This is a genomic window from Yoonia ponticola, assembly GCF_014199395.1.
GTDB lineage: Bacteria > Pseudomonadota > Alphaproteobacteria > Rhodobacterales > Rhodobacteraceae > Yoonia > Yoonia ponticola.
Genome location: NZ_JACIJM010000006.1, coordinates 1 through 25,114 on the forward strand (window position 1 = coordinate 1; position 25,114 = coordinate 25,114).

Consider the following 25,114-nt stretch of genomic DNA (forward strand, 5'->3'; position numbering starts at 1 on the left):
AGCACACGAACAACGGCATGCTGTCACCGGTTGACTATGAAATGAAACAGCAGAAAATGAACAAGGCAGGCGTCTAGGAAGTTAGGGGCACCTCATTGAGCTTGGTAGCCTCTTAGTTTCCGACCCAACTTGGGAGCATCAATCAGGTAAATGGAAGGGTGACGAATTTAAACTGTCACACTACCAAGAACCGTTGCAAAACAATGTGAGAACGATACTTAGTCAAATTATTTCGGAAGAACCGAGTTGTGCTAGCCTAAGAGATGGATTAGCTGGGCTGAATGGTGCTATGGAAACAGCAGTAGCAATCATGCCCACAGTGTCAGGTTCTGCAGTTATCGCCTCCAATACCAAGGTAGACGAAATCAAGGAGCAGCATCGAAAAGTTGGAGGTCTTGATATGGAGGTTTATGGTCTCTACCGAGCCGCCGCTCTGCACGCAGATAACGTGAGTTGCTTTGCTGCAAAAACTGTCGTTGATCTCGCAAACGAAGATAAAGGAGATGACCTTCACCATTCTGGCGCTGTATTTTCCGCACGCTTTGTAGCTAAAGCAATACCGCGAATTCTTCGTGGTTAGTTTTGAGGCAAGAAGCCCGAAGATCTATCGATGGAATTGATGGCCCTTTTTCAAACCAGCGTACGGGTCTGCTAGCGTCTGCAGCGAAGCTTTCTTGGTATAACGACCGGCAAACGATCTCTTCATAGGCATGGAATCTAGTCTGCGAACCGCTTTGGGTTTTATTGATCTATCCGAACAGCGTTGCTAAACATGTTGCCTGGCCTCTCGTAGGGCTTATCTTCGCGCTTACTAACGTCCCCACCGATATTCTCTACCCAGCCAAAGAACATGTGCGCATCGCCATAAACTGGCAACGTACTCACTATGGTTTCGTTTGCAAAACGCCACATAGTCTTCAAAAAGCAATGCAATCTAAACGGATGCGCGGCGAGGTTTCGCCCTTTGCGTTCCAGAGCGTCAATGATTATCACATTCTGGTTCCCGTGATCAAAACGGAGATGATCGCACGTGGTCGCAACTTTCATGGCCTCTTTTAAAGCGTCCCGACCAAAATGATCACGCAAACCGGCTACTGTCAAAATACCATGCTCGGTTATCCATAGTTCTTGTGATGAAATCCAAGCAATGTTTGCAAGCTGATTATGAATTTTCAGTTGGTATGATTTTGTTTCTCTCACGGTCTTTCTCCTAGCTTGTCATAATAAATATGCTGAGCATTTTGTATGGTCATATCTTCGGTAATTCTTAGACAAGCCAACCAATCGTTGGGCGTCCACTTGGTGTAGTTGATAGCAGCTTCATAGAGCGTATCTGGTCGTTCTGAGTGTTGCACCTTGAACTGGTCCCTCCACTGTTCGTAAAAATGCCGCTGATCACTTGTCAGGTCGGCTAAGAGGTCTGAGCTGCTGCCGGTTTCGTGGACACCGAGATAAGGTGTTTATGAGATTGGAGATCAGCGATGACGAGAAGAGTTTACAGCTGAGAATATAAACGCGAGGCGGCACAGCTTGTGACGGCTCGCGGAGTGAGTGTCGCACAAGCGGCCAAAGATCTGGATGTGCATGCAACCGTGCTGCGCCGATGGGTGCGTGAGTTTGGATCAAACGGGCCAAACGCCTTCCCAGGCAACGGTCAGCTGAAACCAGATGACGAAGAGCTTCGCAGCCTGAGACGTGAGGTCGCAAAGCTGAAAGCGGAGCGTGACATATTAAAAAAGGCCGCCGCCCGCTGACCGGCAGCACATGCTTGCATGTGTGAGAGGGACCTTCGCCAGGGACCATCTGTAATGTTCGGGTTTGTTGCGAAGCACCGAGGGGTTTGGCCAGTGAGTTGGATGTGTGATGCGCTCGGTGTGTCACGAAGTGGGTTCCATGCGTGGCTGACGAGACCGCGCAGCGCCCGTGCGTTGCAAGACGAACTGCTTGGCGCCGCTATCAGGGCGAGCTTCGTGCGATCTGATCGGACCTATGGCGCGCGCCGCGTTTGGCATGACGTCCTTGCTGAGGGCTTTGAATGTGGTCTGCATGGCATTGAACGGTTGATGCAAATGAATGCCCTCAGGGCGCGTCCGCGCCGCCGTCAGCTCCCAAAGGATGTGGGCGAGCGATCCAGTATTGCGCCAAACGTGCTTGAACGTGAGTTCAAAGCAGAGGGCCCAAACCAAAAATGGGTCGCCGACTTCACTTATATCTGGACCGCCGAAGGTTGGCTTTACGTTGCTGTGGTCATTGATCTGTTCTCGCGTCGCATCGTCGGCTGGTCGATGAAAGATGCCATGACAGGGCAGATGGTTACTGATGCCCTGATGATGGCGATCTGGCGCAGAGGGCGACCAAAGGAACTGCTGCATCACTCGGATCAGGGTAGCCAATATACCAGTGAACCGTTCCAGAGGCTAATGGCGGACAATGGCGTCACCTGCTCGATGAGCCGGTCGGGCAATGTCTGGGACAACGCTGCAGCGGAAAGCTTCTTCTCATCGCTCAAAATCGAACGTGTGAAGCGCAAAGTCTACCGGACCCGTGATCAAGCCCGTGCGGATGTGTTCGATTACATCGAGCGTTTCTACAATCCGACACGTCGTCACTCGACCATAGGATATTTAAGCCCTATGCAATACGAGGAGAGAGCGATGAAAGCTTAAGTTGCCGTCCACGAAACCAGCAGCAGCTCACAGATACAAAAACCCACGCCGAACAGGGATATAGGTGATGTCACTGCACCAAACATGGTTCGGCCGCGTGATTGGTCGCTTCCGGAGCAGGTATGGATAAATGCGGTGCTGAGGGTGCTTCTTGCCCCCTCTCACACATGCAGAGCATGTGTTGCCGGTCTATGGGTATTCGGGCTCTTGTAGATGGCCTGTAACCCCATCAAACTCAGCAGCCGCCGCACGCGGTGGCGGCCTGCATGGAACCCATTTCTGGGCAAGTAGGCTGTGATCTGTCGGCTTCCGAAGAACGGGTATTTTGTGAACACGCGGTCGATCTCATTCATCAGTTCCAACGTCTCTGCGTTCACGCCCACTGGGGCATAATACAGGGATGACCGGCTGATCTTCAGCAGCTTACACTGCCTGGTCAAACTCATGTCCGTGCAATCCCGATTGATCATTGTTTTCGTTCAGACGGGCTCATCGCCTCTCGGGTCATTGCTGCGCAATACCCTGTCGGTAATACATCAGCCCTTGTGACAAAAAATCATTTTCCACCGCCACCTTGCCGATCTTCGCGTGCAGTTCTTTGACTTCGGCTTCGTTATCCTCAGCCTTCCTGACTTTGTCGGAAAAAACACCCGTCAGGCCATCAATTGCCTGCCGCTTCCACGTCGTCACCTGCGTTGGATGCACTTTGTGCTTGTAATCTCTTGCGCCGTCTTGTCTCCACGAAGCGCCTCAAGCGCTACCGTGGCCTTAAACTTATCTGAAAAACTGCGTCTCTTCGTCATTTCTGTATCCTGTCTTCAAGGTTGGATACATCTTAGCACGCTGCCCAAATTTGCAGGACCACTTCACTCTACGTCCACCGTTTTCATGTTCCTCACACTTTTTGACTAATCTGGCCGTAAACGCGGTCTAGTGACATTCACGAATTCTCATCCAATTCGACAATTGATACACCATTGTGTCACATTGTCGTCCATGTTACCAAAACGTCATTGTTGGCGCGTATCCGTTTGGTTGTCGTTGCATATTTTGCCATTCAATCGGTTGACAGATGCGTACGGTGGCGACGACGATGGCACGGTAAGCTAACAAGTTCAGCGATGGCCGGGGAGGGTCATTCTTAATAAAGCGGGGGGAGGAGCTGTATGTCAGTCCTGTTTGGGTTATTGTGGCCGTTGGAGCGCATCAACGCGACTTTGCTTGCTATCGGCAAAGTCATCGCGATTGCAGCGCTCGCCATCATGGTGTGTTTAATCCTAGGTCAAGTTTTCTTTCGTTACATACTCAATGACGCGCCCAATTGGACCGAAGAAGCCGCGCGTTTTGGCATGCTTTGGATGGCTGGATTGATGGCGCCTTTGGCCTATCGCATGGGCGGTTTTGTCGGGATCGACATGCTTGAACGCGCATTGCCGCGTGCGCTCTCTGGTCTGTTATCTTTAATCCTAATGTGTCTGACGATGTGGGTTCTGTTCATTGCTTGGGAACGCGGACTTAATAATCACCTCGACACGATTTCTGGGAAAGGCTGTTCAGCGTCGTTGCGCTGGCCTTTCGGCATCGAGATCGGGAAATGTGGTGCTAAATTTCAGAACAGGTTTCAATACGCATCGCTTTGGGTCGGGGTAAATCTGCTTATCTTGGTGAACTTCGAACTTATCATTCGCCAACTTATCATGCTGGCCGGGCAAGGCGACCGTCTGTCGCGCCTGACTGCGGACGAAGATATTGCAGGAGCTTCATAATGCTGCTTTGGTTCCTTCCTTTATTTCTCGTTCTCATCATGGTCGGCTTGCCGGTCGTATTTGCATTGCTGGTTTCGCCCTTCGCGTTAATCATGCTCGAAGGCGACACCCGCAATGTCGTCGCGGGGTTGTACCGTAACTTCTACAACGGAATGGATAGTTTTCCGTTAATGGCGCTCCCGTTTTTTATGCTTGCTGGCGAGGTCATGAACCGCGGCGGGATCACTGTTCGACTGGTCGAGTTTTCCCAAGCATTCATGGGGCATATGCGCGGTGGTCTCGCTCACGTGAACATCCTGTCCTCAATCTTATTCGCAGGCCTGTCTGGGTCTGCGGTCGCTGATACCTCGGCGCTGGGATCAACGCTGATCCCTGCGATGGAAAAAAACGGCTATAGCCGCAAGTTTGCCGCCGCGATCACGGCTGCGTCGTCGGTTATTGGGCCGATCATTCCGCCGTCCGGCATCATGATTATTTACGCCTACATCATGGGCGAAAGCGTGGCAGCGCTGTTCCTTGCCGGTATCGTTCCCGGCATTTTGGTTGGGGTCGGATTGATGATCATGGTTCGTCTGATGGCTGACCGCTATGACCTGCCCAAGGCCGAACGGATCGTCCAAAAAGACCAAACCATGACGCCACTTGAGGCTTGGGTCAGTTTTTTCCTTATTCGTGTTAACATCGCGGGATTGCTCTACGCGATTTCAGGTCTCGTCACTCAGTTTATCCCACAACAAGTGAACGGCTGGTTAATTTTTCTCATCGGTCTGCCGATTGCACATGCCATCGCGACTGCGACCAAAGCGCGTGTGAGCCATGATTTTCGTATCGTCTGCAAAAAAGCCATCGCGCCGCTGCAAACGCCGATCATCATTCTTGGCGGGATCCTCGTTGGGGTATTCACACCAACCGAAGCCTCTGCGGTTGCGGTCGCCTATGCGCTGATCGTCAGCTTCTTTGTTTTGCGGTCGATGAACGGTAAAGACCTGATCGAAGTCCTTGCAAAGTCAGCGCTTTCCACCTCGGCGGTCTTGCTTCTCGTAGGGGCGGCTGTGGCCTTTAAAACGGTCGTCAGCCTATCCTATGCGCCGCAAATCCTGTCTGATTACATCCTGTCACTGTCCGAAAACCCGCTGATCTTGCTGTTTCTGATTAACATCCTGTTATTCATTGTCGGCATGTTCCTCGATGCTGGGCCCGCGATCATTATCCTTGGGCCGATCTTGGGCCCGATTTTTGTCGACCTCGGTGTTCACCCCGTCCATTTCGCGATCATTATGTCAGTTAATCTGACCGTCGGGTTGGCGACGCCGCCTATGGGGCTTGTGTTATTCGTGGCTTCGACAGTGTCCGGCGAAAAGGTTGAAACCATCGCCAAAGCAATCTTGCCATTTCTTGCGGTCGAAGTTCTCGTGATTTTCCTCATCACATATATTCCGGCGATTTCGATGACCGTGCCGTATCTTTCTGGCTTTTTGGGTTGCGGCCCAGAGGTCGGTTTCTCTGCGTGTATCAGCCCTGTGCCGGTACCAAACTGACAGCATCTATAGGGAGAATAAAATGCTGAAAACTCTATCAAAGGTCGCTGCGACCGCCGCGTTTCTAACTGCGCCACTTGCAGCGTGGGCGGACGGGCATCAAGAATTCACTATCCGCGCGACTGCCAACTCAAATGAGAACGACGAAGACTACGACGGACTGGTTGTCTTTAAAAACTACGTCGAATCCGCGTCGAATGGCCGTATCGGGGTCGAGCTGTTTATCGGCACGCAGCTCTGTTCCGGCGGGGCTGAGTGCCTCGAAGGTGTGGCCGAAGGTTCGATTGATGTGTTCGTGACCACATCAGGTGGTGCCGCTGGTATCATGCCTTTCGTTCAAGTTCTTGACCTGCCTTATCTGATGTCTGACGACCGCGTGGCAGAGGCCGTTTTGACTGGCGATTTCACACGCACGATGCGCGACATGGGGCTTGAGGCCACTGACGGCGCATTGCGTCTGATGACCATTGGTAACACGGGTGGCTGGCGCAACTTTGCCAACACCCAACGCCGTGTCACTGGCCCAGCTGACATGGAAGGCCTGAAAATTCGGACCGTTGTCGCTGATCTGCCGCAGGAACTGGTGCGTGCGATGGGCGCTTCCCCGACACCGATCCCATGGCCCGAGCTTTTTACATCGTTCCAAACCGGTGTCGTTGAAGGGTCCAAAAACGGTATCACTGATATCATGAGCATGAAGTTCCCTGATGCAGGGCTTCAGTACCTCACACTCGACGGTCACGCCTACATGGGCGCGTTGTGGTACATGAACAATGAAAACTTCCTTGGCATGCCAGAAGACATGCGCCGTGTTGTTGTTGATGGGTTCTCCCAATTGCAGCAAGCGACATTTGCTTCGCCAAAGCGCAAGTCGATTGAGGCTTATCAAGCCTTTGTTGAAGGTGGCGGCGACTTGTATGTGCCATCACCAGAAGAAAAAGCAGCTTTCGCTGAGGCTGCCACCCCAGTTCAAGGTTGGTTCCGCGAAAACGTAGACGGGGGTGATCAAGTCCTCGACGCGTTGATCGCAGCTGTTGAAGTGGCCGAATCCGACCTTGCAGCAGAATACGCAAGCGACCTGAATTAAACGTTAATACGCAACGACAAAGGGCCGCCCATCGCGGGCGGCCCTTTTTTCATGGGTAATCTTGTCGATCTTGCACTGCTCAGCTACGGTTCGACCAACAAAAAACGGAGAACATCATGCGTGGCGCAGGCGGCAGCGACGGCGGCGAATTTAACTTCGTCATTGGGCTCGTGATGATGGTGGCGGGCGGGTATCTACTACTTAGCAACATCGTAATTCGCCCTAATTTTGGTATGGGAACACGGGCTTTTGGGCTTGGTGGCGTAGACGTCACGACGGGTATGATCCTTATTCCGTTCATGTTCGGCATCGCAATGGTGTTCTATAATGGGCGCAGTAAAATCGGTTGGGCACTCGCAGTCGGTGCGATCATTGCGCTAATCGCTGGGGTGATTTCGAACCTCACGCTGCAATTTACACGCCTCAGCGCGTTCGACCTACTGGTCATCCTTGTGCTGCTTTTTGGGGGCGTTGGCCTGTTTTTGCGGTCGTTGCGCGGATAACCAAAGTGCTGTGGTTAAACCGATGACGCATAATGATCCCAACTGTGCGTAAAACCTACCCAAAGTTTGTTTTCATTTTGTTAATCGTTCATAGTGTATACGTTACTGAAGCGGGATTTGAGCACGAATGAAACGATTGGATAGCCACGCTATTGGTGTGGATCACGGCGACTTAATATTATTTTCGGACTTTGAAGACGACGGTGAAATGTGGAAAGGCGAGGGCCCACGCGCTGCACGTCGCACGGTAACCTTTTCTGAACGTTTCGCAGATATGCCTGTTATTTCGTTGCAGATGTCGATGGTCGACATGTCGAATGATGCCTACATTCGCGCCGATTTACAGCCGGACGGCATAACCGAGACCGGCTTTGATATTGTTTTTAAGACGTGGGGCGATAGTCGCATCGCGCGTATTCGGGTCGCTTGGCAGGCGATTGGATCACTGCCAAGCGACGATTCTTGGGAGCTATGATTTAGCTCGAATACATGCCTTCGTAGATCGGGCCGAGCGTCTCGTGGTCGAACAGCGACGACACCGAGGTGCCGTTGGACGTGTTCAGGATCGCTTGGGCGAACATTGGTGCGGTTGGTACGATGCGGATTTTGTCGGTCGCCAAAACTGGTTTTGTCGCTTCAATCGTGTCGGTGATCACAAGGTGTTTCATCACAGATGCATTTACGCGTTCGATGGCGGGACCGGACAAAACGCCGTGCGTAATATAGGCGTGAACCTCTTTTGCGCCATGCTCAAGCAGCACCTCGGCAGCTTTACACAGTGTACCTGCGGTATCGACGATATCGTCGACGATCAGACAAGTGCGGTCTTTAACGTCACCAATCACAGTCATTTCTGCAACTTCGCCAGGCTTGCCACGCCGTTTATCAACGATAGACAACGGTGCGCCGATCCGCTGGGCCAGATCACGGGCACGCGCCACGCCACCGACGTCAGGGGACACAACCATGATCTCGTCCATCTGGTTCTTAAAGTTGTGCTTCACATCAAGCGCGAAAATCGGCGACGCATAAAGGTTATCGACTGGAATATCGAAAAATCCCTGGATCTGTGTCGCATGAAGATCAAGCGTGAGAATGCGTTCAACGCCAGCTTCGACGATCATATTCGCGACCAGTTTCGCCGTGATTGGCGTCCGCGCTTTGGACCGGCGATCCTGACGGGCGTAACCAAAATACGGGATGACAGCGGTAATGCGCGCGGCAGACGATCTGCGTAAAGCATCCGCAATAATCAACAATTCCATAAGGTTATCGTTTGCAGGATTCGACGTCGGCTGGATAATGAACATATCCTCACCGCGGACGTTTTCGAACACTTCGACGAAAATTTCGCCATCATTGAACCGCTCGACACGGGCGTCAACGAGACCCACTTTGCGTCCGCGATGCATCGACATCCGTCGTGCGACACGTTCGGCCAACGGCGTATTGGCATTTCCTGAGATCAGTTTGGGTTCGGTGGGCGTCATCTGGCGCGGTCCTTTGGCAGAAGGTCTGTTGAAAGTAACAGAATCGTGGCGTTGACACCGCTTAGCACGCCGTTACGGTCTCGCAAACATCATGCGCGTCCGGAGACCAAAATGGCCCATATAGATTACTACTTTGCCACGATTTCGCCCTTTACCTACCTGTGCGGCACACGCCCCGAGCAGATCGCAAAGGCGCATGGTGCAACCCTGACGTACAAGCCGTTGGATATTATGCAGTTATTTGGCCGGACAGGGGGCGTCCCCCCCAAAGATCGGCATCCGAACCGTCAAGAGTATCGGCTGCAAGATATGCGGCGCAGGGCTGCGATGACCGGACAGCCGATGAATTTGAAGCCAGCGTTCTGGCCGACAAACGGTGCGCCTGCGTCATTTGCGATTATTGCAGCACAAACAGCGGGCGGCGATGTGGCCAAATTGGTCGCGAACATCACCAAAGCATGCTGGGCCGACGACAAAGATATCGCGCAAGACGAGGTGATCCGTGCTTGTTTAGTCGAGGCCGGTTTTGACGCGGATCTGGCCGACAAAAACATGCTGACAAGCGCTGAAACCTTCGGCGCAAACCTCGAAGAGGGTATCAATGCGGGCGTCTTTGGCGCGCCATTCTTTGTTACAGATGATGGCGAACGCTTTTGGGGTGAAGACCGCTTGGCCGATCTTGATGCGCATCTCGCGGGCAAGATTTAAGGTAAGCGCGGCGGGGGCCAGCCCCCGCACCCCCGGAGTTGTTCTGGCGAAATGAAGTTGAGGTTAACCGTTGATGATGTTGAGAAAATTCTCGACATCCTCAGCGGTTGCAGACCAGTCTGTCACAAGCCTTGCGGTTAATATCGCGTCTAAATCGCCAGCCTGTGGATCACCATCAATGACGTAGTAGTTCGCGCCAGCATTCAGCAAACGTTGGTGAAGGTGACGCGGGAAGCGTGCGAAAATAATGTTGGCTTCGGGTTTTTCGACGAAAGTAACAGCAATGTTTGTCACAAGTCCCTGAGCGAGTTGTGCACATCGCGCATTCGCTTCGGTCGCCATGGAAAGCCAAAGGTTATCAGTCAGATAAGCCTGCATTTGTGCGGACAAATACCGGTGTTTAGAAAAGAGATGACCGCCGCGTTTGCGCCGTAGCTGAAATTCCCATGCCTTTTCAGGATCAAAAATCACGCAGGCTTCGACGCCCATGAGACCGTTTTTCGTACCGCCAAAGCTGACCGCGTCGATGCCGGATTTCCATGTCATCTCGGCAGGAGTGCAATTGAGCGTGGCAAGCGCGTTGGCAAATCGCGCACCGTCCATATGGACCTTGCTTCCGAATTCGCGGGCGATCTTGGTTAATGCGCGGAGTTCGTCCAAGGTGTGAACAGTGCCCATTTCGGTGACTTGGCTGATCGAAACGGGACCGTGTTGTGGGCCGTGCACGCCGCGATTTCCTTCGTTCTGCATTGAGATGCGCAATGCCTCTGGCGTCATTTTCGCGTTTTCAGCAGGCACCAATGTCAGCTTCGCATTTGTGTAGAATTCTGGCGCGTTACATTCGTCTTCGTGAATGTGTGCCATGGGCGAGCAGAATATCGTGTCCCATGGATTTGTAAGCGTCGCCAGTAGGATAGCGTTCGCTGCTGTACCCGTCCCGACCAGAAAAACGGCGGCATCTGGGGCTTCGAATAGCTCGCGGATTTGCGCCGTTACGATGTCCATTTCTGCATCCGCGCCGTAACCTGATCGGTATCCGTTGTTCGCGTTAACCAACGCCTCTAACACCTTTGGATGGGTCGGCCCGGAGTTGTCGGATGCAAAGAACATCAGGTCGGTTCCTCTATGATGTAGTCTTCCCAATCGTCTTCGTGAATTTCAAATTCGGGAATTGTGCGCCCCTGCATGGTCACGCCAGCCTCGTGGATCGCGGTGTTGTTTCCGGCGATCAAGGGATGCCAATCGTAAAGTTTGCGCCCCTCGTAAAGCAGGCGATAACCGCAGGTGCTAGGCAGCCAATAAAGGTTATCTTCTAATGTCTTAGGTGTCAAAACGATGCATTCAGGCACAAACTGGTGACGGATGGGATATTGACTACACAGACAAGTTTCGTTGTCGAGCAGGCGGCAGGCAACGCGGGTTAATGCGACTTCACCGGTGTCTTCGTCTTCGAGTTTGTTAAGACAGCATTTACCACATCCATCGCAGACGGCTTCCCATTCTGCTTTGTTCATTTTTGACAGTTTTTTGGTTTCCCAAAACCGGTCAGCAAGACCTTCGCGAGGAATATCAGACATTGGTTAATATCTCGCGCGCGGTCACACAATCCGCGTCCATTTGAGTGATAAGGGCATCAAGTCCATCGAATTTCAACTCTGGCCGCAGATAGTCGATCAATGCGAGGGAAATCGTTGAACCGTATAAATCCCCTTTGAAATCAAAGAGAAACGTTTCGCAATTCGGGATGTTTTCGCCAAACATCGGGCGGACACCAATTGACGCAGCGCCATGATAGCTGCCTTTGTGCGGTCCATTCAGAACGTCGGCTTTAACGGCGTAAACCCCGAATTTGGGCTGGTGCAACCCGCTGATCGACATGTTCGCTGTTGGATACCCAAGCTCGCGACCGCGCTGTTCGCCACGTATCACAACACCTTCGATCTCGTGCCAATGACCCAGCATCGCGGCGGCATCGCGCGGGCGTCCATCGGTCAGCGCAGTGCGGATCGCTGTGGATGATACCGCCTCGGTGCCGATTGATTTCATCGGCGCAATGGTAACGCCAAACCCCATCTCAGCGCCGAACGTCTGAAGGTCTGTAATGGTGCCGAGGCGACCGCTGCCAAAGCAGAAATCACTGCCGACAACGATGTGTTTCAGGCCAAGCCGATCGACGATAATCTGCTGCGTAAATTCGCGCGGACTGAGGGCGGCGAGGGCAGCATTGAACGGCACTTCGTAGAGCTTATCAACCCCAAGCGCGTCCAGACAATGCGCCTTTGCATCCGCGTTCATGAGGCGGAAGGGGTTGTCATCCTTAGAGAAATAGCTGCGCGGATGCGGCTCGAATGTCATTACTCCTAGCGGCGCATTCACGGCTTTTGCGGCCTCGCGCGTCAGGTCAATAACCGACTGGTGCCCGAGATGGACGCCGTCGAAATTTCCTATCGCCGCAGCAGCGCCGCGGTCGTCTGGATCGATGAATAATGTGTCACGAATAATGCGCATGGCCGTGCGTACCCCGCTGTGAAACGGGGCGCAAGGTTCAGTCGAATTTGCGCGACGGTGCCAGCACAGTTGCCTCGCCGACCAAGACCTTTTTGCCATTCACGATGCAACGGGTTTCCATTTTAACACGCCGTTTTGAATGGTCGATTTCGACCACCTCAACCTCTGCCAGAACCATGTCGTCGGGACGTACAGGAGCCAAGAATTTAAGGCTTTGCCCAAGGTAAACTGTGCCGTGACCGGGTAGCTGTTCGCCAATAACCGCTGAAATCAGGCCCGCGGTCAGCATCCCATGCGCAATGCGACCACCAAAAATGGTGTCGTGGGCGTAGTCATCGTCAAGGTGGACAGGGTTCCGGTCGGTCGAAATTTCTGCAAACATCTCGATGTCACGGTCGGTCACTTGCTTGCGCAGCGACCGGACCATGCCGATTTCGATGTCTTCGATACAGATTGTTCCGCGCGGTGCATTGTCCAACATTTTGCGTCCTTGAGGTAATAAAAGACCGACACATGGGTGTCGTTTGTAATTTTATTACTTCGCGAGTGCAGAAAAATCAACCGTTACTTTTAGCGTAGGTGTCCGATGCTGTAGGTCGCCGTTGTCTTTTCGGATTCCAGATAATCGGCCAAGGCTTGTGGGTCCGGTTGCGGGTCTGTTTTGGTTTCTGCCGCTGCTAAGCCGCCAGTGATGAACAGTGTATCGAGGTCTTCTTGCTGGCCGCCAAGGACGTCGGTGCGAATCCCGTCACCGATGCAGATGATATCACAATCAGCCGCAGATTTTCCTAACGCCGCGAGTCGTCGTTTCGCGAGATCGTAAATTGGTGGATGTGGCTTGCCGAAGTACAGGCTTTCGCCGCCCATATCGGTGTATAGTTCGGCGAGCGCACCAGCGCACCATTCCCGAATTTCACCACGGTCCACGATGATATCGGGGTTGGCGCAGAGCAGTTTCAGACCCTTTTGCTTTGCATATAAAAATTGTGGGCGGTTCACGTCGGGATCGGCCATCGTGTCGAACGGGCCGCAGCACACAATGCCTTCGGCCTCTTCGAGCGGAACCTTTGTGATCTCAATCGGATTTTCGAGGAGAGACAAGGGCTTGAAGAAATCATCGTCGCGCGGCGTCTCGCCCATGAACCAGACTTTGGAGCCGACAATACCTTGGAACATCGCTGATCTGGCAGAGTCGCCGGACGTCGCAATCGCGTCCCACGCATCCTCTGGAATGCCGAAATCTAGTATCTGGTGCGCAACCGAATCCCATGGGCGCGGGGAGTTCGTGACGAGGATCACAATGCCGCCGCGGGCGCGGTAATCTTGCATGGCTTTGACCGCTGCCGGATGTGCGTCGATGCCGTTATGCATGCAGCCCCACAGGTCCACAAAGGCGGCGTCATAGCGATCAGAAATCTCGGAAAAAGTGGTGATAATCTGGGTCATGTTTAACCTTTGTGAATAGGACGTTAAGGCAAAAGCCGTGTGTGATTGACGTACACTAGGCGTGCACAGAGCGTACACTGAAATTTCGGCAAAAAAGAAGGGGCACAGTTAAGCACCCCTTCATAATTTCAGTCTAAACCGTAATTTAGGAGGTTTTTAGATTTGGAATGATCTGCTTTTTGCGGCTCATTACGCCTGGCAGAACAACGGTGTCGCCTGTGACGGTCGCGCCGAATGACGCCTGCGCCACTGTTTTGGACAACGCGTTCGGGATCATCATCGTGGCTTCTTCATTCAAGATGTCCACAACGAAGAGCAGCACTTGATCAACGCCGTCTTCTTTTGCGACGTCTGTCATGGACGCCATGATGCTTTCTTTGCGGTCCAGAATAATCTTGGGCGCGGTGGTTTCCAACACGGAGACGCGGAATTTTGTGTCGCCAACGGCGTATTCTTTGCTGTCCATGCGCAGCAGTTCAGCGTCAGAGAATTCTGATACGTCTGATTTTGCTTCGAACATGTCCGATGCGTAGGCCGATAGGTCCACGCCCAGATCAGCGGCCAGTTTTTCGGCCAGTGCTTTGTCGACAGGCGTGGTCGTTGGGGACCGGAATTCCAAGGTGTCAGAGAGGATGCAAGATAGCATCAGGCCTTTGACGGCTTCTGGCATGTGGGCTTCGTGGCCAGCCATCAGGTCGTGCATGATCGTCGCGGTGCAGGCCAGCGGCCGGATCGTGATATCGATTGGGCCCGCTGTTTCCAAGCCGCCCACCAACTTGTGGTGGTCGATGATCGCGGTGACGTTTGCGCCGTTGATATTGCTTGGCAATTCCGAAGGGTTGTTCGTGTCTACGATCACGCAATCTTGGCCGTCGGCGACGTCGCTGATGATCTCTGGTTGGGCAAAACCCCAACGTTTGGCGACAAACGCGGCTTCGGTGTTGGGCGTGCCAAGCAACACGGCTTTGGCGTCGGTGCCTGTGTGGTTCATGAACCACTCCCAGATAAGGGCAGAGCCGAGGGAATCAGTGTCTGGCGCTTTGTGGCCGAAAACGAGCGTTGTCATGTGTCAAAGACCTATATTAATTGGTGTTTGGCCGCCTTATAGCAGGCAGCGGGCCTTTGTCACGTGGGCAAAATGGCTGGCGGGTATGTGTCTGTCGTGTAGGCGTCTGGCTGCGTGGCGCGCGATCTTGGCTCTCAAATCCGTCTCACAACATGCCTTTCATTATATAGACTTTCCCCGCTGTCATGTGGGAAACATAACGGATTGTTGTGAAAAGGCGCAGTTGCGGATGGCGAAGCAGGACCAGTTTAGCCGAGAGGCGGATTTATACGCGCCGGTGAAGGCATATTTGACCCGCCAAGGTTATGCCGTGAAGGGCGAAGTCGGGGCGGCTGATATTGTTGCGACCCGCGCTGACGAAGATCCGGTGATTGTTGAGCTAAAGCTGGGGTTTTCGTTAAGCCTTTTCCATCAGGGTATCGCGCGATTGACCGTCACTGATCTGGTCTATGTGGCTGTGCCTTTAAAGGCGGGTAAACCGTTTCAGCGGGCGTTAAAGGACAATGTGAAACTGGCAAGACGTATCGGTTTAGGGGTGATGACAGTGCGCCCACGCGACGGGCATGTCGAGGTTCATGCCGATCCGGCCCCTTACATGCCGCGCAAATCCAAGAAGAAGAAAACCCAATTGCTGCGGGCGTTTGACCGCTTAAAAGGCGACCCAAATGAAGGCGGATCAACGCGGCACGGGCTTGTAACCGGCTATCGTCAGGATGCGTTAAGATGTGCGCGTTTCCTTGCGGTGCACGGCCCAAGCGCAGGCGCAAAGGTCAAGGAATGGGCCGAGGTGCCGCAGGCCACCACGATCATGCGCAACGACCATTACGGCTGGTTCGAAAAGGTCAGTCGTGGCGTCTATGCGTTAACCGAGGTGGGCAGCAAGGGGTTGGCGGATTATGGTGATCTTGACGCTTAAAGCCCGGCTTGGATCATGTCGCGGATTTTCACGGCTTTTACAAAGTGGTCCAGTTTATGGGTTTTGATCCACCATTCGGCGGCCTCCATCAATAGCTCTGGGTCATTGTTCTTGTTCGCGAAAAAGGCGTAGAATGACAGACCGACAGTCTCGCCTTTCTTGGCGATTTTGTCGTTACAAATGGCAATGGCTTTGTCGCGCAGGCTTTGCCTCATGGTCGCGTGACCTGCCGTTCCAGTGCCCATCCTTCGGATTTTAGCAGTTCAATCACGCCCAATTCACCCGGCAAATGCGCCGCGCCCACGGCGATGACGATATTGTCGTGGGTTGTCGCGGCGTCCGTGATGACCGGCAACCAATTCAGGTTGCGTTGGTCCAACAACAACTCTTGAGTTTCCAACATCTGCGCGGCGGCGTCTTCCTCTGACATGCCCGTCAATTCGCGGGAGGCGATTTGGCTTACTTCCCAAACGCGGGCGACTTGTTCAGAGAAGTAGGCATCTAACATGGCGACGAACAGGGATTGCTGATCAGCCGCGTCGATCAGGCCAAGTTGCAGTAGCTCGATTTGTTCTTGCTGCGTCCCTTCTGTCATAATGTTGATCAGCGTTTCCCAGCTTTCGAGGGCTTGCAGGGGGACGCCCGACGCTTCTGCATCTGCGATCAACATGTGATCTAACCCGCGTTTTCCGCTAGCAATTTCAGCCATAGCGCAAGCAGGTGCGGCGAGCATCAGAGACAAATACCACGGTTGAAATTTCGCGACAAAGAATGACGGCAGGCCGCGATCAGTGGCGGCTTGTTCGACCTTGGCCCAGGTTTCTGGCGTTAACAATTCGGGCAGGGTGGGGCCATCATTGATCAAATAGAGGTCCGGATTGTTGATAAACGCCTCTTGCATCGCGGCTTCTTCTGCGCCGGTGGCTTCGACCATCATCAAATCGGCGTTTGTGATTGCGGGTGTCATGCGGGCGCGTATCGCGTCGAGGCGCGCGTCATAGACGTGCATTGTGCCAACGATGGTTAACGTCGTGTCGCCTTTGGTCGCGGTCCAGATCAGGCCCGTGTTGTTCGGGGTCGCCGCAACGGCGCCAGCGATTTCAATGCGTTGCGCCTCTGCCAATTGGTTCAGATAGCTTTCGCCAGAACATAGGGCAAAGGCGGGCAGGGCGGTGAGGCTAACAAATACGGTGAGGGCTGCGCGAAACATAAGCGTCCTTTTGGGGAACCAATTTTACGAAAATGTAACCTGTCTGGCCTAGGGTTCCAAAGGGAATTTACCGTCCTTCAAAAAATCCAATTCGGTGTGTTGACACACAGTAGTGCCCTGCCTACCTATGCATCGTTAGCACTCGTCGAGCATGAGTGATAACACCAGTTTTAACGCGAACAAGGAGAGTTCGGAGATGGCATTTACACCACTGCATGACCGCGTGTTGGTTCGTCGTATCGAAGGCGACGAAAAAACTAAAGGCGGCCTGATCATTCCAGACGCTGCGAAAGAAAAGCCTTCTGAAGGCGAAATCGTATCTGCGGGTACGGGCGCACGTAAAGACAGCGGTGAGCTGATCGCAATGGACGTCAAAGCAGGCGACAAAGTTCTGTTCGGCAAATGGTCCGGCACAGAAGTTAAAGTCGACGGCGAAGACCTGTTGATCATGAAAGAAAGCGACATCCTCGGTATCATTACCTGATTTGGATGGGTGCCTTCGGGCATCACCGCTTTGAACGAAACAAAATTTAAGGAGCTCATCAATGGCTGCTAAAGACGTAAAATTCGGCACCGACGCTCGCGGTCGCATGCTGAAAGGTGTCAACATTCTTGCTGACGCTGTAAAAGTAACGCTTGGCCCAAAGGGTCGTAACGTTGTTCTGGACAAATCTTTTGGCGCACCGCGCATCACAAAAGATGGTGTATCTGTTGCCAAAGAGATCGAACTTGAAGATAAGTTCGAGAACATGGGCGCGCAGATGGTTAAAGAAGTTGCATCGCGCACCAACGACGAAGCTGGCGACGGTACAACAACTGCGACTGTTTTGGCTCAAGCTATCGTTCGCGAAGGCATGAAGTCCGTTGCGGCTGGCATGAACCCAATGGACCTGAAGCGCGGCATCGATCTGGCGACAACAACTGTTGTTGACGCGATCAAAGCGGCAGCACGTCCGGTGAACGATTCTGACGAAGTTGCACAGGTTGGTACAATCTCTGCAAACGGCGAAGCAGAAATCGGCCGTCAAATCGCTGACGCAATGCAGCGTGTTGGCAACGAAGGCGTGATCACCGTTGAAGAAAACAAAGGTCTCGAAACTGAGACTGATGTTGTTGAAGGCATGCAGTTTGACCGCGGTTACCTGTCCCCTTACTTCACAACAAACCAAGAAAAAATGACAGTCGAGCTGGAAGATGCGATCATCTTGCTGCACGAAAAGAAACTTTCTTCTTTGCAGCCAATGGTTCCATTGCTCGAAGCAGTGATCCAGTCTGGCAAGCCATTGCTGATCATCGCTGAAGATATCGAAGGCGAAGCGCTTGCAACTCTCGTTGTAAACCGTCTGCGTGGCGGCCTGAAAGTTGCGGCTGTTAAGGCTCCTGGTTTCGGCGATCGCCGTAAAGCCATGTTGCAAGACATCGCAATCCTGACTGGCGGCCAAGTGATCTCTGAAGATCTTGGTATGAAGCTGGAAAATGTCACAATCGACATGCTGGGTTCCGCGAAGAAAATCAACATCACCAAAGACGAGACTACTATCGTTGACGGTGGCGGCGAAAAAGCTGAGATCGAAGCACGCGTCACACAGATCCGTGGCCAGATCGAAGAAACAACATCCGACTACGACCGTGAAAAACTGCAAGAACGCGTTGCCAAATTGGCTGGCGGTGTTGCTGTTATCCGCGTTGGCGGCATGTCCGAAGTGGAAGTCAAAGAGCGTAAAGATCGCGTTGACGATGCATTGAACGCGACACGCGCTGCTGTTCAAGAAGGCGTTGTTGTTGGCGGTGGTGTTGCACTGATCCAAGGCGGCAAAGCTCTTGACGGTCTGAAGGGTGCGAACTCTGACCAAGACGTTGGGATTTCGATCATCCGCAAGGCGCTTGAAGCTCCTCTGCGTCAGATCGCTGAAAACTCTGGCGTTGACGGTTCTGTTGTTGCTGGCAAAATCCGCGAGTCTTCGGACAAAAACTTTGGCTTCAACGCACAAACTGAAGAATATGGCGACATGTTCAAATTTGGCGTGATCGATCCAGCCAAAGTTGTGCGCACAGCTCTGCAAGACGCAGCATCCGTTGCTGGCCTGCTGATCACAACCGAAGCAATGGTTGCTGATAAGCCATCCAAAGAAGGCGCCGGCGGCGGTATGCCGGACATGGGCGGCATGGGCGGCATGGGCGGCATGATGTAATCACTTTCGACTTTGTCGGAAGTGATGCGGGTGATCGCGGTTTTTGAATAAAAGTCGCGAGACCCCACACCGCTCAATTAAAAAGAAGGGCGCTCCGATTGGGGCGCCCTTTTTCGTTTATCTGCGGTGGTTTAGGTCAGGTGCGTATTGAACCAGCCGATGGTCCGTTCCCATGACAATTCCGCTTTTTCAGCGTCGTAACGCGGGGTGCTATCATTGTGGAAACCGTGGTTCGCGCCCTCATAGATATACGCCTCGTAGGTCTTGTCGTTGGCGTCCAAGGCCTCTTTGAATGCGGGCCAACCTTCGTTAATGCGCTCGTCCAATTCACCGTATTGCATCAGCAGCGGGGCTTGGATTTTCGGCACATCCCCGACCGATGCTTGGCGACCATAATACGGCACGCCGGCCCCCATCTCAGGGTAGGCCACGGCCAGCGCATTCACCACGCCACCGCCGTAACAGAAACCCACAGCACCGACTTTGCCAGTGCTGTCTTCACGTTCCAGCAGGTGCTCAAAGCCCGCGAAAAAGTCGTTCATCAACGCGGTGCCGTCGACCGTTTGTTGCAGATCGCGCCCGTCCGCATCATTGCCCGGATAACCGCCAACAGAGGTCAGACCGTCAGGTGCCAGCGCCATAAAGCCAGCCTTGGCCACGCGCCGCGCGACGTCTTCGATATACGGATTCAAGCCGCGATTCTCGTGGATGACCAGCACGGCAGGCAACGGCCCTTCGACGCCAGCAGGACGCACAAGATAACCGCGCACGTCGCCAGTGCCGTTGGGTGACGGGTAAGTGATATAGTCGGCCACGATGTCTTCGTCGTTGAACGACACTTGCTCTGCCATCGCGTAATTCGGGCTGAGCATGTTCAAAAGAGCCATCGCCGTGACGCCGCCAACAGCGTAACGTCCTGCTTTATCTAGGAATTCACGCTTAGTGATTTTCCCATGTGCGTAAAAGTCGTACAAGTCTAACAGGCCTTGGTCAAAGTCCTTTGCCGTCATCCGGTTCATCTGTGGTGCTCCCTTGAGTTGCGCTTCGCGTTCTGCGTGTGCGGAGTGTAGCGCGATTGTGTAACGGCGCTAGGCGTCTTGCGCTTGTTCTCTTGTCACGATTTCGACAGATAAGCGGCATGAAGTTATTTATCCTCGTGACCCTAACGATGGTCGCCTTTGCAGCAAATTCAATCCTGAACCGCGTGGGCGTCGCGACCTACGGCATGGACCCGATGGGTTTCGCCGTGATCCGCACCTTAGCAGGGGCGGTGACGTTAACCATTCTAGTGGTGCTGCGCGGGACAGGCGGCATGGCGCTGTGGAACCGCAAACGCGGGGCAGGGGCGGTCGCATTGGCGATCTACATGATCGGATTTTCGTGGTCGTATCTGACACTAGGCGCGGGGCTTGGCGCGTTAATCTTATTCGGCGTCCTACAAGTCGTAATGTTCGGCTGGGCCGTCATCGAAGGGCAGCGCATTGCACCAATCCGCTGGCTGGGCGCTGGCGTCGCGATGATTGGACTTGTGGTGTTGCTCTGGCCCGGCGGCGGTGCTGCTGTCCCATTCGCAGGGGCCATGGTGATGGCATTGGCAGGCGTCGCATGGGCAGCCTATACGTTGCTTGGACGCGGTGAACCGGACGCATTGGCCGCATCCGCTGGCAACTTTGTACTGTGTTTTCCGTTGGTTGTCGGATTATTGGCCATCGTGGATATGGGGTCGTTAACCATGTCAGGCGTTCTCGTTGCCGTCACGGCGGGGGCATTAACGTCCGGTTTAGGTTACGCGCTCTGGTATCGTTGCCTACCGCAATTGGCGACGGTCACGGCGGCCGTAGCGCAACTATCCGTGCCAGTGATCGCAGTGGCGGCAGGGGTGTTTTTGCTGGCAGAACCCGTGACGCAACGTCTGCTGATCGCGGGTATATTAGTGCTGGGCGGCATCGCGATTTCGTTAAAACCGTCGCGTTAACGAATTATCGGTTCTAAGGGATCGTAATTAGGTGCATCCGCATCCTGCCATGCAACGGCGGCAAGGCTATCGGGCTTGACCTGCATCGCCGCCATTTCAGCGCGTGTCACCCATTTGCGATTGTCCACGATACCTTCTGGATCTTGCCAGTTGTCGGTTAACGTCCCGCTGGCAAGCGTGCAGTGGAAATACACATCAACCTGATGATAGTCGCGGTCCACATCATTGAACTCATTGACCAAACAGACGTCACCGATGTGGACGCGCAGGCCGGTTTCTTCCATGAGTTCACGGTGAAGATTATCCGGCAAGCTCGCGTGTGCATCAACGCCGCCGCCGGGCGCGCACCAAAGATCATCGCGACCTCGCCACGCATTAACTAAAAGTAGACGATTCTCGTGCATAAGCACGGCACGAACAGCAAGACGAGGTGGCTTTGACATACGTTAGATTTGGCGTTTTGTCGCTTATGACGCAAGGGCGTTATCGATTTGGACTACCAAAGCGCAAAGTGAATGCTAAATCATGCGAATGAGAGTAGCATTGTTTTCCGCGATAGTTTTGATCGGTTGCGCACCGATTGCCCAAGGGCTCGTACACGCGGCCCCACGTTCGGCGCAGGAATGCGTTGTCCTGTTACATGGTTTGGCACGCAGCGAGGTGTCGCTGGCGCCGATGGCGGCTGTGCTCGAATCTGCGGGATACCAAGTTATCAATCGCGGGTATCCTTCCACTGAAGACCCGATCGAGGACTTGGTTCACAATCAAGTGCGTGACGATGTTGCTGCCTGCGGTAGCCGTCGGGTGAATTTTGTGACGCATTCGATGGGCGGCATCTTGGCTCGCGCGTGGTTAACCGAGAATAGACCCGAAAATATGGGGCGCGTTGTCATGCTCGCGCCGCCGAACCAAGGCTCTGAATTGGTTGATGTTTTCGGAGATTTTGCGCCGTTTGAATGGATCCATGGCCCTGCTGGACTTCAGTTGGGGACCGAGGCGACATCTGTACCGAACCAACTGGACACTGTTCGCTATGAGATCGGAATTATTGCGGGCGATCAATCGCTGAACCCAGTCTATTCCGCGCTGATTGACGGCCCGGACGATGGCAAGGTTTCAGTCGAAAGTACCCGTTTGGAAGAGATGGACGACCATATTGTTCTGCCGGTGACGCACACGTTTATGATGAACAATCCGCTGGTGATTGCTCAGGTGCAAGCTTTCCTAAGCACTGGACGTTTTGATCGCGAGCTTAGCTTTGGCGAAGTAGTGTTCGGGCTCGAATAGCGCGATTTTTCACGAAAAATCGTACAAATTTTCTGGAAAATTTGACGCCTAGCCTTGAAGACTACGCATTACCCGTAATTCGGTTAATATGTCCCATCTTACGGCCCGCTTTTACGTCAGCTTTACCATAAAGATGGATCGCCGCATTGGTTTTGGCGGCCTCTGGCACGCGGTCCATATCGTCACCAATCAAGTTTTCCATCACAACGTTGCTATGCCGCGACCCATCACCCAAAGGCCAGCCTGCAACCGCCCGAATATGCTGTTCAAACTGGTCAATCACGCAGCCATTTTGCGTCCAATGTCCTGAATTATGCACACGAGGCGCAATCTCATTCACGATAAGTCCTTGTGGCGTCACGAATAATTCGACGCCCATCACGCCAACATAGTCGAGCGCATTCAATATTCGCGCAGCCAGCAGAACCGCGTCTGTGCGCTGACTGGGCGTCAATGTCGCAGGCACAGTTGTCGTGCTGAGAATGCCATCAACGTGGACATTTTCGCCGGGATCGTAACAGGCCACAGCGCCGTCTGGATTTCGGGCGGCGATGATCGAAATCTCGATCTTGAAGTCGACAAATCCTTCAAGGATCGCAGCGGCACCAGCCATATCGGCCAGCGCACTATCTGCTTGATCTGGCGTCATAATCCGAGCCTGACCTTTGCCATCGTAACCCATGGTGCGGGTCTTTAGGATCGCAGGCGTGCCGATGGTTTTGATCGCTTCAGCAAGGTCGTCAGCATTTTCAACATTCGCAAAAGGCGCAGTTTGCAGCCCGAGATCTCGCAGAAATGTCTTTTCAACCAGACGGTCTTGGCTGGTCGCCAAAGCTTGTCTGCCAGGGTGCAGCGGCTTGAGCGTTTCAAGAAGGTCCAGCGCAGATGTTGGAATGTTTTCAAACTCGTAGGTGATCACATCAACGGCGTTGGCGAACGCAGTAAGGGCGTCTTGGTCGTCGTAGCCCGCCGTCGTCACCGTATGCGCGACGTCCATCGCGGGTGGGTTTGCGCCCGGTTCGAAGATGTGGGTTTTCAGGCCCAAACGGGATGCCGCGATGCTTAACATACGGCCCAATTGTCCGCCGCCAAGAATTCCGATGGTCGCGCCGACGGGCAGAGGATTAGACATCAGTTGGTTCATCCGCGATCGAGGCGCTTAAATCGCTGCGCCATTTATTAAGTTTTTCAGCTAATTCAGGGTCTTGCAGCGCAAGAATGCCTGCCGCCATCAGCCCCGCGTTACACGCACCTGCGGCACCAATCGCCATGGTCGCAACGGGAAAGCCGCGTGGCATTTGCAGAATCGAATATAGGCTATCAACGCCAGATAACGCTTTGGTTTGCACAGGCACGCCGATCACGGGCACGCGCGTTTTTGACGCCATCATGCCGGGCAAATGCGCAGCACCACCGGCACCTGCGATAATCACCTGTAAACCACGATCTACCGCGCCTTTACCATAATCCCACAGCCGATCAGGCGTGCGGTGCGCAGATACGATTTTCTTTTCATAGGGAATGCCAAGCGCGTCGAGAATATCCGCCGCCTCTTTCATCGTGGGCCAATCAGATTGGCTACCCATAATAATGCCGACGGAAATTTCAGTCATGTGCGTCTCGCTGCCTGTGGAAGCGGCAATATAGCCGCGCTCGCCACGCGTGCAATGCGCTTATGCGATGATATCGGGGATCAAACGGTCATCAAGTTCGGCAATCGCATCTTTTAGCGACAATTTTTGTCGTTTGAGACGCTGAAGCGTTAACATGTCTGGCGCACCACGTTCGTGAAGCGCATGGATGGCGTCGTCGAGATCGCGGTGTTCTTGCTTGAGAACTGCGAGTTTCACGCGCAGAACATCGGCTTCGTCCATCTTAGCAGAGCTATTCATGCGTTTTCCTTTGTCGCGCGGCCGAGTGGTGCAGCGCCCACAGGTTTTTATAAGGCGTGATGACCGAAACACCTAGCATTTCCTTTATTATCAACGGACTTGCAAGCGCCGCCCCGAGATACCATATTTTATACAATGGGTTGCCGTTATCGGGACCCGCAACAGACGGTCGCTTGAAACGTAAGGACGTGTCGTATGACAAAATTAACTTTGGGAACGCACCCGTTCCTGTTGGGATTTGAGCAGCTTGAACGGCTGGTCGAACGCACCGCGAAAAGCGGAAATGAAGGCTATCCCCCTTATAACATTGAACAAACGTCGGATTGTTCCTACCGGATAACACTGGCCGTTGCCGGATTCGGTGACGATGATTTGGCGATTACGGTCGAAGATAATGCACTGGTGATCCGTGGACGGCAGTCCGAAGATCAAGAAAACCGCATCTTTTTGCATCGTGGGATCGCCGCGCGGCAGTTCCAGCGGAACTTTGTTCTCGCGGACGGCGTTGATGTAGGTGAGGCCGTGATGGAAAATGGCTTGCTGCACGTCGATTTAACACGCTCCGCGCCTGAGCAGATCGTCAAAAATATTTCAATTCGGAAGGGATAACGCCATGAACGACAAGTATATGTTCGCAAAACGCGACAAACACATCGTTTACCTCAAAGAGGTTGCGGCGGATGACGTGCCCGACGGTATTGATCTGGATGACCATAACCAAGGCCCTGTTTTTGCGATTCACGATGCAGATGGCGCGCAACTAGCTGTCGCCGCCAACCGTCAAATCGCGATTCATCTGGCCCAAGCAAATGATTTGGTGCCTGTGACTTTGCACTAATATTTAGCTAATTGGACAAAGAAAAA

At 53.4% G+C, this 25,114-nt stretch carries 30 protein-coding genes and 3 pseudogenes; 15 read left to right on the forward strand and 18 right to left on the reverse strand.

Annotated elements, in window-relative coordinates; all coding sequences use genetic code 11:
* Window positions 1–289: 289 nt before the first annotated feature.
* A complete protein-coding gene (locus tag FHS72_RS11240; protein WP_183529140.1) occupies window positions 290–580 on the forward strand; it encodes a hypothetical protein in 291 nt (96 codons plus the stop codon).
* 161 nt (window positions 581–741) lie between these two features.
* Here the strand turns inward: FHS72_RS11240 and FHS72_RS11245 are convergent, their stop codons facing one another.
* Window positions 742–1,200, reverse strand: coding sequence for a hypothetical protein (locus FHS72_RS11245; protein ID WP_183529142.1), 459 nt, complete (start codon window positions 1,198–1,200; stop codon window positions 742–744).
* 281 nt (window positions 1,201–1,481) lie between these two features.
* On the opposite strand from FHS72_RS11245, the pseudogene FHS72_RS11250 reads away from it, so the two are divergent.
* Window positions 1,482–2,666: pseudogene (locus FHS72_RS11250) on the forward strand (IS3 family transposase).
* 30 nt (window positions 2,667–2,696) lie between these two features.
* Here FHS72_RS11250 and FHS72_RS18650 read toward each other — a convergent pair.
* The 3 genes and pseudogenes from FHS72_RS18650 to FHS72_RS11260 all read right to left on the reverse strand — a co-directional run.
* Window positions 2,697–2,911: pseudogene (locus tag FHS72_RS18650) on the reverse strand (hypothetical protein); the annotation flags it as partial.
* 21 nt (window positions 2,912–2,932) lie between these two features.
* A pseudogene (locus tag FHS72_RS18655) lies at window positions 2,933–3,136 on the reverse strand (IS3 family transposase); the annotation flags it as partial.
* Window positions 3,137–3,170: 34 nt separating this feature from the next.
* Window positions 3,171–3,356 (reverse strand): hypothetical protein, encoded by a 186-nt coding sequence (locus tag FHS72_RS11260; protein ID WP_183529146.1) that lies wholly within the window; start codon window positions 3,354–3,356, stop codon window positions 3,171–3,173.
* A 476-nt stretch (window positions 3,357–3,832) separates the two neighbouring features.
* Between FHS72_RS11260 and FHS72_RS11265 the strand changes: the two genes are divergently transcribed.
* The 5 genes from FHS72_RS11265 (at window position 3,833) to FHS72_RS11285 (ending at window position 8,035) form a co-directional block, all read left to right on the forward strand.
* A complete protein-coding gene (locus FHS72_RS11265) occupies window positions 3,833–4,432 on the forward strand; it encodes a TRAP transporter small permease (protein ID WP_183529148.1) in 600 nt (199 codons plus the stop codon).
* Complete coding sequence (locus tag FHS72_RS11270) at window positions 4,432–5,970, forward strand: TRAP transporter large permease (RefSeq protein WP_183529150.1); 1,539 nt, start codon at window positions 4,432–4,434, stop codon at window positions 5,968–5,970. Before FHS72_RS11265 ends, FHS72_RS11270 begins: the two co-directional genes overlap by 1 nt.
* Window positions 5,971–5,992: 22 nt before the next feature.
* Entirely contained in the window at window positions 5,993–7,057 is a 1,065-nt protein-coding gene (gene dctP, locus FHS72_RS11275) for a TRAP transporter substrate-binding protein DctP (protein WP_183529152.1), read from the forward strand.
* A gap of 116 nt (window positions 7,058–7,173) precedes the next feature.
* Window positions 7,174–7,560: a hypothetical protein gene (locus FHS72_RS11280; protein WP_183529154.1), complete on the forward strand. Its 387-nt coding sequence runs from the start codon at window positions 7,174–7,176 to the stop codon at window positions 7,558–7,560.
* A 127-nt stretch (window positions 7,561–7,687) separates the two neighbouring features.
* A complete protein-coding gene (locus FHS72_RS11285) occupies window positions 7,688–8,035 on the forward strand; it encodes an H-type lectin domain-containing protein (protein ID WP_183529156.1) in 348 nt (115 codons plus the stop codon).
* Window position 8,036: 1 nt separating this feature from the next.
* Here the strand turns inward: FHS72_RS11285 and FHS72_RS11290 are convergent, their stop codons facing one another.
* Window positions 8,037–9,050 (reverse strand): ribose-phosphate pyrophosphokinase, encoded by a 1,014-nt coding sequence (locus FHS72_RS11290; RefSeq protein WP_183529158.1) that lies wholly within the window; start codon window positions 9,048–9,050, stop codon window positions 8,037–8,039.
* A 111-nt stretch (window positions 9,051–9,161) separates the two neighbouring features.
* On the opposite strand from FHS72_RS11290, the gene FHS72_RS11295 reads away from it, so the two are divergent.
* Window positions 9,162–9,758, forward strand: coding sequence for a 2-hydroxychromene-2-carboxylate isomerase (locus tag FHS72_RS11295; protein WP_183529160.1), 597 nt, complete (start codon window positions 9,162–9,164; stop codon window positions 9,756–9,758).
* A gap of 63 nt (window positions 9,759–9,821) precedes the next feature.
* Here FHS72_RS11295 and FHS72_RS11300 read toward each other — a convergent pair whose 3' ends face one another.
* The 6 genes from FHS72_RS11300 to FHS72_RS11325 all read right to left on the reverse strand — a co-directional run bounded on the left by FHS72_RS11300 (window position 9,822) and on the right by FHS72_RS11325 (window position 14,778).
* Window positions 9,822–10,868 (reverse strand): threonine aldolase family protein, encoded by a 1,047-nt coding sequence (locus FHS72_RS11300; RefSeq protein ID WP_183529162.1) that lies wholly within the window; start codon window positions 10,866–10,868, stop codon window positions 9,822–9,824.
* On the reverse strand, window positions 10,868–11,335 hold the full coding sequence (locus FHS72_RS11305; protein ID WP_183529164.1) for a YcgN family cysteine cluster protein: 468 nt from the start codon (window positions 11,333–11,335) through the stop codon (window positions 10,868–10,870). The genes FHS72_RS11300 and FHS72_RS11305 overlap by 1 nt, the downstream gene beginning before the upstream one ends.
* Window positions 11,328–12,266, reverse strand: a complete 939-nt coding sequence (locus FHS72_RS11310; protein ID WP_183529166.1) for a bifunctional riboflavin kinase/FAD synthetase — start codon at window positions 12,264–12,266, stop codon at window positions 11,328–11,330. The genes FHS72_RS11305 and FHS72_RS11310 overlap by 8 nt, the downstream gene beginning before the upstream one ends.
* A gap of 37 nt (window positions 12,267–12,303) precedes the next feature.
* Complete coding sequence (locus tag FHS72_RS11315) at window positions 12,304–12,747, reverse strand: MaoC family dehydratase (protein ID WP_183529168.1); 444 nt, start codon at window positions 12,745–12,747, stop codon at window positions 12,304–12,306.
* 89 nt (window positions 12,748–12,836) lie between these two features.
* A complete protein-coding gene (locus FHS72_RS11320) occupies window positions 12,837–13,712 on the reverse strand; it encodes a TIGR01459 family HAD-type hydrolase (RefSeq protein ID WP_183529170.1) in 876 nt (291 codons plus the stop codon).
* A gap of 145 nt (window positions 13,713–13,857) precedes the next feature.
* The gene (locus tag FHS72_RS11325; protein WP_183529172.1) at window positions 13,858–14,778 is read right to left on the reverse strand and encodes a manganese-dependent inorganic pyrophosphatase; all 921 of its coding nucleotides are present in this window, start codon (window positions 14,776–14,778) and stop codon (window positions 13,858–13,860) included.
* A gap of 229 nt (window positions 14,779–15,007) precedes the next feature.
* On the opposite strand from FHS72_RS11325, the gene FHS72_RS11330 reads away from it, so the two are divergent.
* Entirely contained in the window at window positions 15,008–15,694 is a 687-nt protein-coding gene (locus FHS72_RS11330) for a DUF2161 domain-containing phosphodiesterase (RefSeq protein ID WP_183529174.1), read from the forward strand.
* Here FHS72_RS11330 and FHS72_RS11335 read toward each other — a convergent pair.
* On the reverse strand, window positions 15,691–15,909 hold the full coding sequence (locus tag FHS72_RS11335; protein WP_183529176.1) for a DUF6500 family protein: 219 nt from the start codon (window positions 15,907–15,909) through the stop codon (window positions 15,691–15,693). The genes FHS72_RS11330 and FHS72_RS11335 overlap by 4 nt on opposite strands.
* Complete coding sequence (locus tag FHS72_RS11340) at window positions 15,906–16,904, reverse strand: TraB/GumN family protein (protein ID WP_183529178.1); 999 nt, start codon at window positions 16,902–16,904, stop codon at window positions 15,906–15,908. The genes FHS72_RS11335 and FHS72_RS11340 overlap by 4 nt, the downstream gene beginning before the upstream one ends.
* A 196-nt stretch (window positions 16,905–17,100) precedes the next feature.
* Here FHS72_RS11340 and FHS72_RS11345 point away from each other — a divergent pair, with 196 nt between their 5' ends.
* Together FHS72_RS11345 and groL are read left to right on the forward strand one after the other, a co-directional pair.
* A complete protein-coding gene (locus tag FHS72_RS11345) occupies window positions 17,101–17,388 on the forward strand; it encodes a co-chaperone GroES (protein ID WP_183529180.1) in 288 nt (95 codons plus the stop codon).
* Between the two features lie 61 nt (window positions 17,389–17,449).
* Window positions 17,450–19,096: a chaperonin GroEL gene (gene groL / locus FHS72_RS11350; protein WP_183529182.1), complete on the forward strand. Its 1,647-nt coding sequence runs from the start codon at window positions 17,450–17,452 to the stop codon at window positions 19,094–19,096.
* A 131-nt stretch (window positions 19,097–19,227) separates the two neighbouring features.
* Here the strand turns inward: groL and yghX are convergent, their stop codons facing one another.
* Entirely contained in the window at window positions 19,228–20,115 is an 888-nt protein-coding gene (gene yghX, locus FHS72_RS11355; RefSeq protein ID WP_183529184.1) for a YghX family hydrolase, read from the reverse strand.
* A 119-nt stretch (window positions 20,116–20,234) separates the two neighbouring features.
* Between yghX and FHS72_RS11360 the strand changes: the two genes are divergently transcribed.
* Window positions 20,235–21,071: a DMT family transporter gene (locus FHS72_RS11360; protein ID WP_183529185.1), complete on the forward strand. Its 837-nt coding sequence runs from the start codon at window positions 20,235–20,237 to the stop codon at window positions 21,069–21,071.
* On the opposite strand, the gene FHS72_RS11365 is transcribed toward FHS72_RS11360, so the two are convergent.
* A complete protein-coding gene (locus FHS72_RS11365) occupies window positions 21,068–21,514 on the reverse strand; it encodes an NUDIX domain-containing protein (protein ID WP_183529187.1) in 447 nt (148 codons plus the stop codon). The genes FHS72_RS11360 and FHS72_RS11365 overlap by 4 nt on opposite strands.
* Window positions 21,515–21,602: 88 nt before the next feature.
* Here FHS72_RS11365 and FHS72_RS11370 point away from each other — a divergent pair, with 88 nt between their 5' ends.
* On the forward strand, window positions 21,603–22,358 hold the full coding sequence (locus tag FHS72_RS11370) for an esterase/lipase family protein (RefSeq protein WP_183529568.1): 756 nt from the start codon (window positions 21,603–21,605) through the stop codon (window positions 22,356–22,358).
* 61 nt (window positions 22,359–22,419) lie between these two features.
* Here FHS72_RS11370 and FHS72_RS11375 read toward each other — a convergent pair whose 3' ends face one another.
* Genes FHS72_RS11375 through FHS72_RS11385 form a run of 3 tightly spaced genes read right to left on the reverse strand, consistent with a single transcriptional unit; the run spans window position 22,420 to window position 24,250 of the window.
* Window positions 22,420–23,490, reverse strand: a complete 1,071-nt coding sequence (locus FHS72_RS11375) for a 5-(carboxyamino)imidazole ribonucleotide synthase (protein ID WP_183529189.1) — start codon at window positions 23,488–23,490, stop codon at window positions 22,420–22,422.
* Complete coding sequence (purE, locus tag FHS72_RS11380) at window positions 23,483–23,971, reverse strand: 5-(carboxyamino)imidazole ribonucleotide mutase (RefSeq protein ID WP_183529191.1); 489 nt, start codon at window positions 23,969–23,971, stop codon at window positions 23,483–23,485. The genes FHS72_RS11375 and purE overlap by 8 nt, the downstream gene beginning before the upstream one ends.
* 60 nt (window positions 23,972–24,031) lie before the next feature.
* Window positions 24,032–24,250: a YdcH family protein gene (locus FHS72_RS11385; protein WP_183529193.1), complete on the reverse strand. Its 219-nt coding sequence runs from the start codon at window positions 24,248–24,250 to the stop codon at window positions 24,032–24,034.
* A 195-nt stretch (window positions 24,251–24,445) separates the two neighbouring features.
* Here FHS72_RS11385 and FHS72_RS11390 point away from each other — a divergent pair, with 195 nt between their 5' ends.
* Together FHS72_RS11390 and FHS72_RS11395 are read left to right on the forward strand one after the other, a co-directional pair.
* On the forward strand, window positions 24,446–24,859 hold the full coding sequence (locus FHS72_RS11390) for an Hsp20 family protein (protein WP_183529195.1): 414 nt from the start codon (window positions 24,446–24,448) through the stop codon (window positions 24,857–24,859).
* Window positions 24,860–24,863: 4 nt separating this feature from the next.
* Window positions 24,864–25,088, forward strand: coding sequence for a DUF1150 family protein (locus FHS72_RS11395; RefSeq protein WP_183529197.1), 225 nt, complete (start codon window positions 24,864–24,866; stop codon window positions 25,086–25,088).
* Window positions 25,089–25,114 lie beyond the last annotated feature (26 nt).